This is a genomic window from Aeromonas sp. OTU364, assembly GCF_038440395.1.
Classification (GTDB): domain Bacteria; phylum Pseudomonadota; class Gammaproteobacteria; order Enterobacterales; family Aeromonadaceae; genus Aeromonas.
This window is the reverse complement of sequence record NZ_JASATR010000020.1, coordinates 16,142-31,022: the sequence shown is the minus strand read 5'-3', so window position 1 is coordinate 31,022 and position 14,881 is coordinate 16,142. Positions and strand designations below refer to the sequence as shown.

Genomic DNA, 14,881 nt, shown 5'->3' with positions numbered 1-14,881 from the left:
GGGAGATCGAACCTTGTGTCGTCTCACCTCATGGGTTGGGCCTGTATCCAGCCACAACATGTTTAAACCTAGCTCGCTTTTTAAAATCCACAAGCAACTGATATAAAACATATTGTGATAACCATCTGCATCATAGAGGAGTCGGCTGATGACTGTAGGGGCATGACCCGATTCTGTGATGAGTGTCATACGAGTTTCATTTGTTCGTTGTGGGAAACAACTGACTCCAATAAAGAGGCCGACGTGAAGTCGGCCTCTTGCATCAGTCTGCTCATCACTGGGGGATGAACTCGTACTCCCGTTCGATGAAGGTGGCGGCGCGCTCGCTCAGGGCGGCGTGCACGGCCGTGGTCGGATGGACCTGATCCCAGAACATCTTGCCTTCACAGTCGAGCTCGCTGGCGCTGCGGCGAGCCATCGGGCTGGCAACGGCCTGAGCCAGCAAGGGGTTGCCGGCGATGGCGAGGCGCTCCTGCGCATTGAAGGGAGCAAGCTGGCTGTCGGTGGCGGCGCTGCGGGAGGAGAACGGCTTCCACACATAGCCCCCGCCGTAGCAGGCGTTCTCGGTATCGCTCAGGCCGAAGTACTGCGGATCCCGCAGCATCTCGGCGAACTGCTTGTCGATCTCGAACAGCTTCACCATGCCGGTAGGGGCCAGCTGGCGTGCCAGGTTCAGCAACAGCTCGTTGTGATAGCGGGAGACATGGCTGGCCGCCTCCACCACCTTCTGGCTGCGGGCCGAGGGGTTCTGGCCCAGATCCGGCAGGTTGAACAGCAGGATCTGCTTTGCCCCATGGAGCACCATGCGGTTGGCCGAGTCGCTGATGACGTCGCGCACCCGCCTGGCGTCCAGCTCGGTATTCCAGCCGTAGGCCAGATAGTCGTTGGCGCCGACCCAGAGGATCACCAGATCGTCCTCCTTGAAGCTGTCCTTCTCCAGGAACTGGGTGATCTCGTAGTCCAGGTTGTTGATGACCTGGTACTTGGGGTTCCAGGAGATCTTGTTGTAGGCCACCGCAGTGGCGCCCCCTTCCGCCTCGTTGACTATTTTCAGCCCCGGGAACGGCTGGGTCAGCCGCTCCAGCCAGACGGGGCCGTTGGAGAAGCGGCCCTGATAGTAGGGCGGGCTGGAGGGGAGATAACCGCGCATCTTGCCGTACATCTTGCCGGTGTCGGAGAGACTGTCGCCGAACATCACTATGCGGGAGAAGGGGGGGCGCGTCTCGGCGGCATGGGCCGTCAGGGCGAAGAGTCCCAATAAACACAGAAGCCATTTGTTCATCTTGCTGTTCTCATGGAGTGGATGCAGGCGCTGCCTGCGGGCTGTTCCTCGAAGGCAAGGGGCTGGGGACCCCTGTTGCCAGGCTGCACGGTATCCACTCGAATACAATCTTGCAGCAAGCCATGGGCATTAAATCGATTGCGGTCACACTGGCCTCCCCTGGATGGGGGAGGCTTCACGTTTGTTTCACGCCGGCCCGGGCAAGATGCCTGCATACCCAATGACAGGAGCGTGAAAATGAACAAAGCAAAGGTAATCGGCCTGGTGGCCCTGATGTCCGTCTCTTCTTTCGCCATGGCGGCCTACACAGGCCCCCAGGAGCAGAACAAGGTCTCGGTCGCGCAGTTGAAAGACGTGGCAGATGATCAGTGGGTGACCCTGGAAGGCAAGCTGGTCAAGCACCTTGGCGGCGAGAACTACAGCTTCCGCGATGACAGCGGCGAAGTGGAAGTGGAAGTGGACGGGGACGTGTGGCGCGGCGTCGAAGTGGGCCCGAACGACCTGATCCGCATCCGCGGCGAGGTTGACCACAGCTGGAACAAGACAGAGGTCGAGGTCGAGCATCTGGAAAAGGTCGGTGCCGCTCCCCAGAGCAAGGGCGGCTTCATCGCCAAGTAAGTTTGCAGACCATGCTGATGGGAAGGGCGCTAGATAAGCGCCCTTCCTGTTTTTGTGGCTGCCGTCAGCCGGCCCGGACGGCGACGGTGCGCTTGAACCCTTTCTCGGCCTGATTGACCTTGTAGAGGTAGCGACGGGCCTCCGCCTTGGGGTGCTGCTCGGTCAGCACTTGATAGACAGCCTCGGGGGAGAGCCGGTTGATCATGTCAGGGGCCGCCTTGCGGTTGCTGGAGAAGGTGTTGAGCACCCCGCCCGCACCACCGTTGTAGGCGGAGATCACCGCATAGCGACGGGATTGGGGATCCTGGATATCCGCCAGATAGACGGTCTGCAGCAGGTGCAGATAGGCAGTTCCCACGTCTATGTTGTAGGCCGGATTGAACAGATCTTCCCGGGTTGGTTGACCGTTCTTGCCCTTGACCCGCACATAGACGTCCCGTCCGGCGGTGGCCGGGATCACCTGCATCAGGCCATAGGCATTGGCATGGCTGACCGCATAGGGGTTGAAGCTGCTCTCTGTCTTGATCACCGCATAGATGAGGCTCTCGGCGACGCCGTACTTGCGGGAGGCCTCGCGGATGATGCTGGCGTACTTGTAGCCGCGCTTGTCCTCATGGTTGGCCACCATGGGGATGTCGACGAAGAAGATGGTGCGGATGCCGAGGGTGCGCTTCTTCATCGCGCTGGCCAGCAGGTAGTCGGCATAGCGCTCCGCGCGCCAGCTGGAACGGATGGCCTGACCCTGGGTGTCCAGCACCTGGCCATAGAGGAAGGGCTCGCCACCCGGCATGATCTCTCTATCCGAGTAGAGATCCACTTCCGCCGGATCGTCCGGGGTCAGCAGCGTCTCTATGATGGCGCGGCGCAGGTGGGCGCGGGGATCGATGCCCGAGACAGTCTCCACCATGATGTGGCCGCTGGAGAAGTCGACGTGGGCCCGGCTCTTGTATTGATCCGTGTATTTGACGTAGTCAAACTTGCCCGCAAACAGTGCCTCGCGTCCCCATATTTCGTTCACGTTATGGGAGAGCGCACTGATCATGTGTTCGAAGCCGCGGATGTCCTTGCCGTTGACCAGATCCTCGTCTTCTGCCCCGGGTTTGGGAGAAGAGGAGCAGGCAGAGAGAAACAGCAGGGCGCACAGCAGCCAAAAAATTCGACCCATAAGATCCTCAAACTGGGCGGTGGGGCCGCCCGTCACTCATTTGCCTTGAACCAGAAGAGGGCCAGCCGTCGAGGGCCGCTCAGCCTGGATCACAGGGACAACTCATTGGCACCGGGGCGGGAGCCGCATGGTCGCAGATGCCGGGCTTTGGCACTCTGCGCCCTGCTCGCCGACCCGGATTACTGGCTGGGAGGGGTGTAACCGTCGATGGCCACTTCACCCGCTTCAAACAGGTAGCTCACCATCTCCTTCTCCAGTAGCTGGCGATGCTCGAGATTCATCATGTTCAGCTTCTTCTCGTTGATCAGCATCACCTGTTTCTTCTGCCATTCGGTCCAGGCTTCCTTGCTGATGTTGTCGAAGATCCGCTTGCCGAGTTCACCGGGATAGAGTTGGAAATCCAGGCCAGGAGCCTCTTTTTTCAGACGCTGGCAAAATACGGTACGGCTCATGTTGACCTCTGTGGTTGTAAGTCCGGGTAGGCGAGCAGGCGGGCCGTGGCGGCCGCCAATCCCACCTCGGCAGGATGGCGTAAGTTATACCAGAGTCGGGAATCCGCTTCCATGAGCAAGGGGGGGGGCGGGGCAGCCATTTCGATCAGCAAGGGCCGAATATCGAGGTGGAAGTGACTGAAAGTGTGGCGAAATCCAGCGAGCTCCCGGTAGTCGGTCTCATCGAGTCCCAGCCCCTGCAGGCGCCCTTCGATCTCGGCCAGGGACGCCACCTGGGGGAAGCAGTAGAGGCCGCCCCAGATCCCCTGGGGGGGGCGCTTCTCCAGCAGCAGCTGGTCGCCGTGGCGAATGATCAGCATGATGCCGTTGCGGGCCGGAATGCTCTTCTTCGGTTTGCTGTTGGGGTAGGCGGTGGGGTTGCCCTGCGACAGCCCCTGGCAATCGGCCTGCACCGGGCAGCGATCGCAGGCAGGCTTGCTGCGGGTGCAGACGGTGGCCCCCATGTCCATCATGGCCTGGTTGTAGTGGGCCACACCGAGCCTTGGGGTGAGGCGGGTCGCCAGCTCCCAGAGATCGTTCTCCACCTGCTTCTGCCCTGGCCAGCCCGGCAGCGCCAGCCAGCGGGTGAGCACCCGCTTGACGTTGCCGTCCAGAATGGCGTGGGGCTGACCGAGGGAGAGGGAGAGCACGGCGCCAGCGGTGGAGCGACCTATCCCGGGCAGGGCCATCACCTCGTCCAGTCGCTCCGGAAACAGGCCGCCGTGCAGATCGCGGATCTGCTGGGCCGCCTTGTGCAGGTTGCGGGCACGGGCGTAGTAGCCAAGCCCGGTCCAGTGGTGCAGCACCTCGTCGATGGGGGCGTCGGCCAGCGCCAGCACATCGGGGAAGCGGGCCATGAACCGCTGATAGTAGGGGATGACGGTGGCGACCTGGGTCTGCTGCAGCATGATCTCGGAGATCCAGACCCGGTAGGGGGTCTTGTCCTCCTGCCAGGGCAGAGTCTTGCGGCCGTGGATCTGGTACCAGTCCAGGATCCGGGTGGCGAAAGTGCTGTTATCTGAATTGCTCACATTATTCTCATACTATTGATTCAAAAAACTAAATTGACCAACGTGTAGCAGTCTTGGCGCTGATACCAGTACAACGCCCGGGTGGTGAAAGTGCTGTTATCTGAATTGCTCACGGGGTTCTCATGTTTTGATTAAAAAGGGGAGCTCTCGGGCTCCCTCTTGAACTGCCGGCCAGGCCCGCAGGCCCGGCTTGCCATTGTGGTTCGTTCAGCCGCGCCAGTCCTGCAGCGCCTTGAGGCTGACATGCTGACCGCCGACCTGCAGGATGATGTAGTCCTGGGCGATGGCGACTAGCTGCACCCCGGGGGCGACCTCACTGCCCTCGTGCAACTCCCGCCCGTTGAGCACCACGGCGCGTTTGGCCGGGTCGGAGGAGAAGTTGTGGGCACCATAGGTCAGGGGAGGCACCTGCTGTTTGAGCGCGGGATCCAGGGCGCTGATCGGCATGGCGCCGGCCTGGGGCTGGGCCTGGGGCGCCGTCTCTTCCACCAGGGGGGTGTTGTTGAGGGCCATCATGATGCGCTCTGCCAGGCTCTGGGTGCCGTTGCCGGCGGTCGCCGTCGCGGGGGCCGCAGCAGCGGGTTTGGGCTGCACCACGGGCTCAGGCAGGGGCGGAGGCAGCGGGCGGGTGATCATGGGTCTGGGCTCGACCCGCACGAAGGGAGGCGTCACCACCTCCTTCACCTCGATCTGCTGTTCTATGGGCTTGAGATGATAGAGGTGCCAGCCATAGTTGGCGGCCGCCCCCATGATCAGGGCAAGGGGGGCCAGCATCCACCAGATCCAGCGGCGGTTCGGTTCCTCTTCCTGGCCCACGGGCAGGCCCATGAGGGGCATGTGGGGAGTGAACTGGGATTGGTCGGCGCGGCGCAGGGCCTTGAGAAGGGTAGACATCAGGAGGCATCCTCCATCAGGGGATCCATGGCGTCGTCCGCCACGGCATCCAGATCGACAGGGGTGCTGGCACGCAGGGATTCATCCTCCAGCCTCGGCATGGGTTCACCGGCCACGGCATTCAGGCGCAGCAGGGTATTGCTGCCGGCGATGCCGTCCGGGGTCAGCCCCTGCTCGCGCTGGAACTGCTGCAGCTTGCTCTTGAGGGTGGCATCGAAGCGGCTCACCTTGCGATCCGGTTGCTGCATGGCGCGGCTCAGCGCATTGTCCAGCCACTGGGCCTGGGCCGCGCTGGCATTGCTGCCTATCAGGGGTACGCCGCCCTTGGGCATGCGCCACAGCAGGGTATAACTGCCCCCCCAGGCATCGGACAGCCACTGCCTGTCCACCTGCCAGCTCTGATTGCCGATGAGCAGGGAGGCCTTGTCCGGCCCCAGGCTGACCAGGGTGGCGTAATAGAGTCCTCCCGTTTCATCGGTCAGGCTGATGAGGGCGGGATATTGCAGGGCCTGCAGCTCGGCCAAGGTGGCTTCCCCCTCCTGGCAACGCAGACCGGCGCGGGGGGCGTCGTCACAGGTCGCTTCCTCCAGCTCGGTCTGGTAGCCCCACACCCTGTAAAGGTTCTGCATGGCCACGTCGGGTGAAATCGCCTGATTGATGGCGCGGGTCAGCTGTTCCAGCTGCTCCGGCGTCTCATCCACCTTGACCGGCACCTCCACCTTGACCAGGGGGCGAGCAGGGAAGACGCCGAAGAACTGCCAGCCCCACCAGCCGGCGGCGACCAGCAGGGCGCCTGCCAGGGTCACGGTGAGGCCGGACTGCCAGCTTCCCTCGTCACGAATGCCGCTCACTTCATAGGCCGCCAGGCTGATGTCGCCGTGGGCTATCTTGTGGCTGCCGCGGGCGAAGGCGGCGATCAGGGCGCGGTCGCAGATGAGGTTGATGAGACGCGGGATGCCGCCGGAGAGGCGGTGCAGGGTCTGGATTGCCCTGGGGGTGAAGATGGGTTGGACACAGCCCGCCACCTGCAACCGGAAACGCACATAGGCGTCCACATCCTGACAGGAGAGTGGCAGCAGGTGGTAGCGGGCCGTGATGCGCTGGGCCAGCTGGCGCAGCAGGGGCTGGCGCAACATCTGTTGCAGCTCCGGCTGGCCGATGAGCACCACCTGCAGCAGCTTCTTCTCGTCGGTCTCCAGGTTGGTGAGCAGGCGCAACTGCTCCAGCACGCCGGGGAGCAGATGCTGGGCTTCATCCACCAGCACCACGCTGCGCTTGCCCGCCGCCAGGTTGGCCAGCAGGTGATCGCGAATGAGATCGAACAGCTGCTTGAGGCTGGCCTCCTCGGCATAGGGCAACTGGAACTCGTCACAGATGGCCGCCAGCAGATCCCGCTCGGTCAGGGAAGGATTGAGGATGTAGGCGATCTCGGTCTCGGCGGGCAGTTGCTGGAGCAGGCAGCGGGAGACAGTGGTCTTGCCCGTGCCCACTTCCCCCGTCAGCAGCACGAAGCCGCCGCCGTCCTGCAACCCGTAGTTGAGGTGGGCGAGGGCCTCCCCGTGGCGTTCGCTCATATAGAGATATTTGGGGTTGGGCGAGATGGAGAACGGGGGCTCCGACAGACCGAAGAACTGTGTGTACATAAGGATCCATTCCATTGTTATGGCGGCAGGTTAAAGCCTCCCCAGAGGGATGTCAAAGACCCGGATACCATAAGAGGGGCATCCCGGTCACCGGCTCAAACGGCAATGAGACGCGGGGTCGAATGATCAGAGGGTAGTCGCTCTTCCCGAGCCGGGATCCGTCGTGTCTGTCGGCCAAAAGCGGTATCATCGAGGCAGGTTTATCGATGGAGAGTGCGCGTGCAGATTTATCTGGTTGGGGGGGCGGTCCGTGATCGCCTGTTGGGCTTGCCCCAGGGGGACAGGGATCACCTGGTGGTCGGTGCCACTGTGGAAGAGATGCTGAGCCTGGGGTTCACTCAGGTCGGCCGCGACTTTCCGGTGTTTCTCCACCCCAGCACCCAGCAGGAGTACGCCCTGGCGCGCACAGAGCGCAAGCAGGGGCAGGGCTATACCGGTTTCGTCTGCCACGCCGCCCCCGAGGTGACGCTGGAGCAAGATCTGCTGCGCCGGGATCTCACCATCAACGCCATCGCCGAAGACGAGAGCGGGCAACTGCACGATCCCTACGGCGGCCTCCAGGATCTGGAGGCGCGGCTGCTGCGCCACGTCTCCCCGGCCTTCGCCGAGGATCCCCTGCGCATCCTGCGGGTGGCCCGCTTCGCCGCCCGTTTCCATGAGCAGGGCTTCGCGGTGGCCCCCGAGACGTTGGCGCTGATGCGGGAGATGATCGACGCCGGCGAACTCGCCCACCTGACCCCGGAGCGGGTCTGGAAGGAGCTGGAGAAGGTGCTGCTGGGACGGACCCCCAGGGTCTTCTTCGAGGTGTTGCGCGACTGCGGTGCCCTCAAGGCGCTCTTCCCCGAGCTGGACGCCCTGTTCGGGGTGCCGGCCCCCGCCAAGTGGCACCCTGAGATAGACACCGGCATTCACACCCTGATGGTGCTGGATCAGGCCTGCCAGCGCTCCCCGGATCTGCCGGTCCGCTTCGCCGCCCTCTGCCACGACTTTGGCAAGGGCCTGACCCCCCCTGCGTTCTGGCCGAGCCACCACGGCCACGGCCAGAAAGGGTTGCCTCTCATCCGGGACTTCTGCGAGCGGTTCAGGGTGCCGAACGACTGCCGCGATCTGGCCCTGCTGGTGAGCGATCTGCACACCCACATCCACATCGCCTTCGATCTCAAGCCGCCGACTCTGCTCAAGGTGTTCGACAAGGCGGATGCCTGGCGCAGGCCGGAGCGCTTCGCCCAGCTGCTGGATGCCTGCCGCGCCGACTTCCACGGTCGTACCGGTTTCGAAGAGAAGGTCTACAGCCAGCCGGACTATGTGGCCCAGGCCCTGGCGGCGGCCCAGGCGGTACCGGTCAAGGAGATAGTGGCGGCGGGTTTCAAGGGGGAGGGGATCCGCGAGCAACTCGCCAAGCGGCGGCTCGATGCCATTAGCCGGGTGCGCGACGAGTGGACCTTTATCGAGGAATAAGCGCTTCTGCAGGGTCGATGAGCGAAGCGTCATCGACCGTTTGAGGCAACGCAGAGACATAAAAAAGCCCGAGTCACCGACCCGGGCTTTTTGCTGTTAGGTGCTTAAGAGAAGCAGGCCTGCAGCACGTAGAAGATGGCGATGGCCAGGATGGCGCCGGCGGGCAGGGTGATGACCCAGGAGACCACGATGTTGCGCAGCACGCCCAGGTTCAGGGCGGCGATGCCACGGGCCAGACCCACCCCCATCACGGCACCGACCAGAGTCTGGGTGGTGGAGATGGGCAGACCCGTGCCCGAGGCGATCACCACGGTGGCGGCGGTCGCCAGCTGGGCGGCGAAGCCACGGCTTGGGGTCAGGTGGGTGATGCCGGTGCCGACGGTGGCCATCACCTTCTCACCCATGGTGGCCAGACCGATGACGATACCTATGCCACCAAGGGGCAGTATCCACCAGGCGATGTGGGAATTGCCGGTGATCTGGCCGGCACTCTCGACTGTGGATACCACGGCGGAGAGCGGGCCTATGGCGTTGGCCACGTCGTTTGAGCCGTGGGCGAAGGCCATGGCACAGGCGGTGATCACCATCAGGATGCCGAACACCTTCTCCACGTTGGCGAAGTGCATCTTGTTGTCATCCTGCGGGTTGTACTGCTGACCGCGAATGTAGAACCAGCCGCCGATGGAGAGGGTCACCGAGATGGCGATGGAGAGCAGGATGCCCTCGCCGTCGCTCAGGTGCAGACCGACGTGGGTCAGACCCTTCTTGATGGTCACCAGGCAGATGACCAGCGCGGTCAGGAACATGTAGAAGGGGACATAGCGCTTGGCGTTGGCCAGCGGGTTGTCGGTGTTGAAGATGAGCTTCTGCACGCTGATGAACATGAAGTAGGCGATGATGCCCGAGATGGCCGGTGTGACCACCCAGGAGCCGACTATGCCGCCAAACTTGCTCCACTGCACCGCTTCCGGGCCGACGCTCACCACGGCGAAGCCGACGATGGCCCCTATGATGGAGTGCGTGGTGGAGACGGGCCAGCCGAAGTAGGAGGCCAGGATCAGCCAGAGGCCGGCGGCCAGCAGGGAGGCTATCATGCCGAGCACCAGCAGATCCGGGGTATCGGTGAAGGCATTGGTATCTATGATGCCGTTGCGGATGGTCGCCGTGACTTCGCCACCGGCCAGATAGGCACCGGCGAACTCGAAGATCATGGCGATGATGATCGCCTGACGTATGGTCAGAGACTTGGTGCCGACCGATGTGCCCATGGCGTTGGCGACGTCGTTCGCACCTATGCCCCAGGCCATCAAAAAGCCGAACAAGGCCGCCACGAGCACCAGGGTGGTGCCGTAATTTGCGATAATGTCCATTAGTAGTGTTTACCCAGTCAGTCGATTACGAACGAGCCAGCATCAGTTCCAGACGGGCGCCAACGCGCTCGGCCTGATCAGCCAGGTCACCTACCCATTCGAGGATCTTGTAGAGGAACATAACGTCGATCGGATTGTACTTGTGCTCAACCGCTTGCAGCTGTTGGCGCAGCCCGATCTGCATGGTGTCAGTATCGTCCTCGATAAGATCCAGCTGGTGGATCATCTCGGCAACCATTTCAACTTCACGTCCTTTAAAGCCGGTTTCGAGCAGCTCATCGAGTTCTCCGATAGCTTTTTCGGCTTGGGCGGTCGCATCGATACAACGTTTGAGATAGGCCATGAAATCGGCTCGCATCTCGGTGGGGAATTCCATCTTGCGGCCAAGCATGCGGCCGGAAATATCCTTGGCACGATTGGCAATCTTGTCCTGCTGAGTCAGCAGTTCCAGCAGATCGGTACGGGCGACCGGCAGAAACAGACCGCGAGGCAGTTTGAGGCGAATTTCGCGTTTGAGAATATCCGCTTCTTTTTCCAGCTGGGCTATCTGTTGCCGGATTTTTTCGGCATCTTCCCAACGGTCTTCGGCAACGGCATCAAAGAAGGGAACCAGCTGCTGGGAGCACTGGTGAACCTTGACGATATGCTTCTGCAGCGGCTTGATGGGGGACTTGGCAAAAAGACCCAAAATAGTATTTACTGGCATGGCCAAACCTGTGTCGGTGAAAAAACACTCGATACGATTTTATGAGGGGCGCAGGATAACCGAACTGTGCCATCAATAAAACCGTGAATTAATCCTTATCTATCGCTGGCATTATATCCTCGCGACCCGGATCATGCCCCCCAAAGTTGCCTGCCTGCCCGGAATGACTATGCAAACTGAGATCGAGATAAAGTTTTTCGTCACCAGCAATATTCAAGAATCTCTCTCCAACTTTCTGAATTCACTTGAAATTATCTCCTATGAGCAGGTTAGCCTCGGCAATGTCTATTTCGATACGCCCAAGCTGGATTTACGCCGGCTCGACATGGGATTGCGGATCCGCCGCAGCGACCAATTTTCCGAACAGACCATCAAATGTCGTGGCCAGGTGGTCGGCGGGCTGCACGCCAGACCCGAATACAATGCCCCGGTGAGCGGGGATCTGCCGACCCTGTCCGCCTTCCCTGATGCCATCTGGCCGGGTCTGACCGTGCGCGACGAGATCCAGTCTGCTCTGGTGGCACAATTCAGCACCGACTTCCTGCGCCGACACTGGCTCATCGCCTTCGAGGGGGCCCAAATAGAGCTGGCCTGGGATAGAGGGGAGATCGTCGGCACCCTGGGGCGCACCGACATCGACGAGCTGGAGCTGGAGCTCAAGTCCGGCGAGGCGAGGGCCCTGTTCGGGCTGGCCGCGCGCCTGGCGGAGCTGGGGGGCGTCAGGTTGGGGGCCCAATCCAAGGCGCAGCGGGGCTATCGGCTGGCGGGGCTCGGCAAGCCCCTGGCGGCGCAGCCCTTGCCGGATGTCGGCGGGCTCGATGGCAAGGCCTGCATCACGCTCGGCCTGCAGCTCTGGCAGCATCACGAGCAACTCTGGCTGGAGTGCGGGGATGAGGAGCGGCCGCTGGCGCTGCAAGGGATGCTGCAGGGTTGCGACCTGGTGGTCGAGGCCGCCGAGAACCTGGCGCCGGTCCCTGCCTGGTTGCCCGCTCTTCGGGGGCAGCAGCGTTTGCTGGCGGAGGCGGGGGAAGAGCGGCTGTCGGCCCTGCTGCACGGCGCCGATCTCGTGGGCCTGCAACTGGCCATTGCGGCCTGGCTGCACCTGGATGCTTGAGGGGCCAGGTTTGCACTGAATGCAAAAAAGGTGAGCCCAGGCTCACCTTTTTGTTTGCTGATGGAAAGCGTCCGTCGGGATCAGTTCACCACGGCCACGTTGATGCTGCCATTGCCCTGGGTCATGCGGACCCGGGCGCCGGGCACGAAGGTGGGGCTGGCCTTTTGCACCACGACGATGGATTCGCCGTTCTCTTTCTTGATCTCGAGCTCGACGCCATCCACCTGGTTGAGCTTGTCACCGGCAGCCTTGCCGGCGGCGGCGCCCGCGATGGCCCCCCCGGCGGCGGCGATGTCGCTGCCGCGACCGCCCCCTATGGTGCTGCCGAGCAGGCCACCGACCACGGCGCCGCCTATGGTGCCGATCAGGGAGTTCTCATCGGCTTGGATCTTGACCGGGCGGGTGGAGATGATGGTGCCGTAGCTGACGGTCTGAACCTGCTTGGCGCGATCCTTGGTGTAGACATCGCCGGAGTAGACGTCGCTGTTGGCGCAGCCGGTGATGGCGGTGGTGGCGGCCAGCAGGGTGACGAGAGCAATACGTTTCAACATGATGGGCCTCCTGGGCGGGCATCGGGTTAATCGGTTTGATGCATTCCACTCTACGCCAACCGGATTGTGCATTAAACCCGCAAAGTGTAACCAATTATGTGGCCTGAACGGCGGTCAGTCCCCGATGCGGGTCAGCTCAGGGCCTTCTCCAGCAGCAGGCGATCCTCCCCGGGGCCGAAATAGCCGGGCTCCTCGGCCAGCAGGACGTAGCCGAGGCGCAAGTAGAGGCGCTGGGCCGGATTGACCGGATCCACGGTCAGCCTGACTCGTGCCACCTGCAGCTCTGCCAGTGCCTGCTCCACCCGCAGCATCATGCGCTCGGCTAGGCCAAAGCCGCGGGCCTCGGGCCGCACCGCGAGAGAGAGCAGCCAGCCCTGCGACCGATCCTGACCCAGGCCTCCCAGGGCATAGCCCAGCAGCCTGCCCTCCAGCTCCGCCACGACCAGCAAGGCGGGCCACAGATCCATGGCCTGACGGAAGAAGAAGGCGGGGTAGACATCCTCCCCGAAGACGTCGGCGTCGATCTGCCAGATGGCGTGCATGTCGGCGTGGGTGGCAAGGCGTAATACGGGGGACGAGTGCATCAGGGCTCCTCTCATCGAGTTTCTGCTGCGGGGCAGCCAAAAAAGGAGGCACAGGGTAGAAGGCCAGAGGAGTCGATGCAAGGGGGTCGGCTGTGGCAGACCACGGATAAAGAAACAGGGCCCGCAGGCCCTGTTTCACCGGACAACCTCGATTGTCTGCGATCAGATGAGGCGGGTCGCCTGCTCCAGCCAGGCGAGATCCTCGCCCTCCAGCAGCGGGCTCAGGCGGCGGTAGACCTCGGCATGGTAGTCGTTGATCCAGCGGAACTCGGCCTGGCTCAGCAGGCTGCGATCGATGAGACGGATATCGAACGGCACATAAGTCAGCCGCTCGAAGCCCAGCATCGCCAGCTCGCCCAGCTGCTCCAGCTCGGTCACCACCACCAGGTTCTCGCAGCGGATGCCGAAGCCGTTTTCCCGGTAGTAACCCGGTTCGTTGGAGAGCACCATGCCCGGCTGCAGGGCCACCAGGCTGCCCTTGGGGGCGATGCGCTGCGGGCCTTCGTGCACGCTCAGGAAGTGGCCGACCCCGTGCCCTGTGCCGTGGTCGTAGTTGTAACCGGCTTGCCACAGGGGCATGCGGGCCAGCACGTCGAGCTGGATGCCGGCGGTGCCGCGGGGGAAGCGGGCCTGATCCAGGGCGATGTGACCCTGCAGCACCCGGGTGAACATGGCCTTGTGCTCGTCGGTGACCTCACCCACCTTGACGGTGCGGGTGATGTCGGTGGTGCCGTCCAGATACTGGGCGCCGGAATCCACCAGGTAGATGCTGTCCTGACCGAAGGGGCGCGGGGTGCCGTTGGTGTGACGGTAGTGGCACATGGCGGCGTTGGGGCCCAGCGCCGAGATGGTGTCAAAGCTCGGCTCGACGTAGTGATCCTGCTCGCGGCGGAAGGCTTCCAGGCGATCGGCCAGGGTGCCCTCATCCATATCCTGATAGTCGCCGGAGGCGATCAGGCGATCCAGCCAGGCGAGGAAGCGGGTGACGGCGACGCCGTCGCGCAGATGGGCGCGCTGCATGCCGGCCAGCTCCACGGCGTTCTTGCACGCCTTGGGCAACATGGTCGGATCCTGCCCTGCCACCAGGATGGCGCCCGCCTCTTCCATGGTGAGCTGGGTCCAGGCGTTGGCGGTGTTGGGGTCGGCCAGCACCTTCTGCTGATCCTCGCCGATGCGCTGCAGCACGTCACCCAGCTTGTCGATGGGGTAGACGGAGACATCCTGCCCCACGTGGCGGGTGAAGGCGATGCAGTCGATCTTGTCGGTGTCGACGAAGAAATCCATGCTGGTGTTGGCGTAGAGCACGGCGAAGCCCAGCACCACCGGCAGCCGCTCCACGTCGCGGCCGCGCAGGTTGAGCAGCCAGTTGATGGGCTCGGCCTGGGTCAGCAGCACCGCATCCAGCCCACGCTTGCGCAGGTCCGCCGCCAGCAGCTCGCGCTTGGCCTGGCTGGACTGGCCCGCCAGCTCCTCGCTGTAGAGGATGACAGGGGTCTTGGTCGGGGCGGGGCGATCGCTCCAGTGCAGATCGATGGGGTTCTCATCGACCCGAACCAGCGCTATGCCGCGCTCGGCCAGTATTGGCTTGGCGCTCTGGTACCAGGCGAGGCTGTGCAGGCGTGGATCGAAGCCGACCCGGGCGCCGGACGGCAGTTGATCTGCCAGCCACTGGACGTGGGGATCTTCGTTCAGGTGAAGAAACTCAAACAGCTCGGCCGGTGCCTGCATGCGGGCCTGCACCGTATAACGACCGTCGACGAACAGGGCCGCCCGCTGCGCCATGATGATGGCGAGGCCGGCGGAGCCGTTGAAACCCGTGATCCAGTCCAGCCGCTCGGCGTAGGCGGGAATGTACTCCCCCAGGTGCTCGTCGTCGTGGGGAACGATGAAGGCGTCCAGTTCCAACGTGGCCAGAGTGGCCCTGACCTGGGCGACGCGGGTTTCAATAATCTCGAAATGATTCATGTCGTTATT

Annotated in this window: 14 protein-coding genes; 3 read left to right on the top strand and 11 right to left on the bottom strand. The window is 62.9% G+C overall.

Annotation, left to right across the window (positions count from 1 at the left end):
- Nucleotides 1-274: 274 nt before the first annotated feature.
- Nucleotides 275-1,282: an SGNH/GDSL hydrolase family protein gene (locus AAHB08_RS17505; RefSeq protein ID WP_342059637.1), complete on the bottom strand. Its 1,008-nt coding sequence runs from the start codon at nt 1,280-1,282 to the stop codon at nt 275-277.
- A gap of 237 nt (nt 1,283-1,519) precedes the next feature.
- Between AAHB08_RS17505 and AAHB08_RS17500 the strand changes: the two genes are divergently transcribed.
- Nucleotides 1,520-1,900, top strand: a complete 381-nt coding sequence (locus AAHB08_RS17500) for a YgiW/YdeI family stress tolerance OB fold protein (protein WP_202047278.1) — start codon at nt 1,520-1,522, stop codon at nt 1,898-1,900.
- Nucleotides 1,901-1,964: 64 nt separating this feature from the next.
- Here AAHB08_RS17500 and mltC read toward each other — a convergent pair whose 3' ends face one another.
- From mltC to AAHB08_RS17475, 5 genes are all read right to left on the bottom strand, one after another.
- On the bottom strand, nt 1,965-3,065 hold the full coding sequence (gene mltC / locus AAHB08_RS17495; protein WP_139433929.1) for a membrane-bound lytic murein transglycosylase MltC: 1,101 nt from the start codon (nt 3,063-3,065) through the stop codon (nt 1,965-1,967).
- A 179-nt stretch (nt 3,066-3,244) separates the two neighbouring features.
- Complete coding sequence (locus tag AAHB08_RS17490) at nt 3,245-3,517, bottom strand: oxidative damage protection protein (protein WP_139433930.1); 273 nt, start codon at nt 3,515-3,517, stop codon at nt 3,245-3,247.
- Nucleotides 3,514-4,587: an A/G-specific adenine glycosylase gene (gene mutY, locus AAHB08_RS17485; protein ID WP_202047277.1), complete on the bottom strand. Its 1,074-nt coding sequence runs from the start codon at nt 4,585-4,587 to the stop codon at nt 3,514-3,516. Before mutY ends, AAHB08_RS17490 begins: the two co-directional genes overlap by 4 nt.
- Nucleotides 4,588-4,794: 207 nt before the next feature.
- A complete protein-coding gene (gene exeB, locus AAHB08_RS17480) occupies nt 4,795-5,481 on the bottom strand; it encodes a GspB family T2SS assembly factor variant ExeB (RefSeq protein ID WP_342059636.1) in 687 nt (228 codons plus the stop codon).
- A complete protein-coding gene (locus AAHB08_RS17475; protein WP_342059635.1) occupies nt 5,481-7,124 on the bottom strand; it encodes an ExeA family protein in 1,644 nt (547 codons plus the stop codon). The genes exeB and AAHB08_RS17475 overlap by 1 nt, the downstream gene beginning before the upstream one ends.
- A gap of 219 nt (nt 7,125-7,343) precedes the next feature.
- Here AAHB08_RS17475 and AAHB08_RS17470 point away from each other — a divergent pair, with 219 nt between their 5' ends.
- A complete protein-coding gene (locus tag AAHB08_RS17470; RefSeq protein WP_342059634.1) occupies nt 7,344-8,582 on the top strand; it encodes a multifunctional CCA addition/repair protein in 1,239 nt (412 codons plus the stop codon).
- A 104-nt stretch (nt 8,583-8,686) separates the two neighbouring features.
- Here AAHB08_RS17470 and AAHB08_RS17465 read toward each other — a convergent pair whose 3' ends face one another.
- Both AAHB08_RS17465 and AAHB08_RS17460 read right to left on the bottom strand, forming a co-directional pair.
- Nucleotides 8,687-9,952 (bottom strand): inorganic phosphate transporter, encoded by a 1,266-nt coding sequence (locus AAHB08_RS17465; protein ID WP_106885734.1) that lies wholly within the window; start codon nt 9,950-9,952, stop codon nt 8,687-8,689.
- Between the two features lie 25 nt (nt 9,953-9,977).
- Nucleotides 9,978-10,658, bottom strand: a complete 681-nt coding sequence (locus AAHB08_RS17460) for a TIGR00153 family protein (protein WP_025328355.1) — start codon at nt 10,656-10,658, stop codon at nt 9,978-9,980.
- Nucleotides 10,659-10,827: 169 nt separating this feature from the next.
- Here AAHB08_RS17460 and AAHB08_RS17455 point away from each other — a divergent pair, with 169 nt between their 5' ends.
- A complete protein-coding gene (locus AAHB08_RS17455; protein ID WP_342059633.1) occupies nt 10,828-11,772 on the top strand; it encodes a CYTH domain-containing protein in 945 nt (314 codons plus the stop codon).
- 80 nt (nt 11,773-11,852) lie between these two features.
- On the opposite strand, the gene AAHB08_RS17450 is transcribed toward AAHB08_RS17455, so the two are convergent.
- From AAHB08_RS17450 to AAHB08_RS17440, 3 genes are all read right to left on the bottom strand, one after another.
- The gene (locus AAHB08_RS17450; protein ID WP_139433935.1) at nt 11,853-12,323 is read right to left on the bottom strand and encodes a glycine zipper 2TM domain-containing protein; all 471 of its coding nucleotides are present in this window, start codon (nt 12,321-12,323) and stop codon (nt 11,853-11,855) included.
- Nucleotides 12,324-12,454: 131 nt separating this feature from the next.
- A complete protein-coding gene (locus AAHB08_RS17445) occupies nt 12,455-12,907 on the bottom strand; it encodes a GNAT family N-acetyltransferase (protein ID WP_342059632.1) in 453 nt (150 codons plus the stop codon).
- Nucleotides 12,908-13,069: 162 nt separating this feature from the next.
- Complete coding sequence (locus tag AAHB08_RS17440; protein WP_342059631.1) at nt 13,070-14,872, bottom strand: aminopeptidase P family protein; 1,803 nt, start codon at nt 14,870-14,872, stop codon at nt 13,070-13,072.
- Nucleotides 14,873-14,881: the final 9 nt, after the last annotated feature.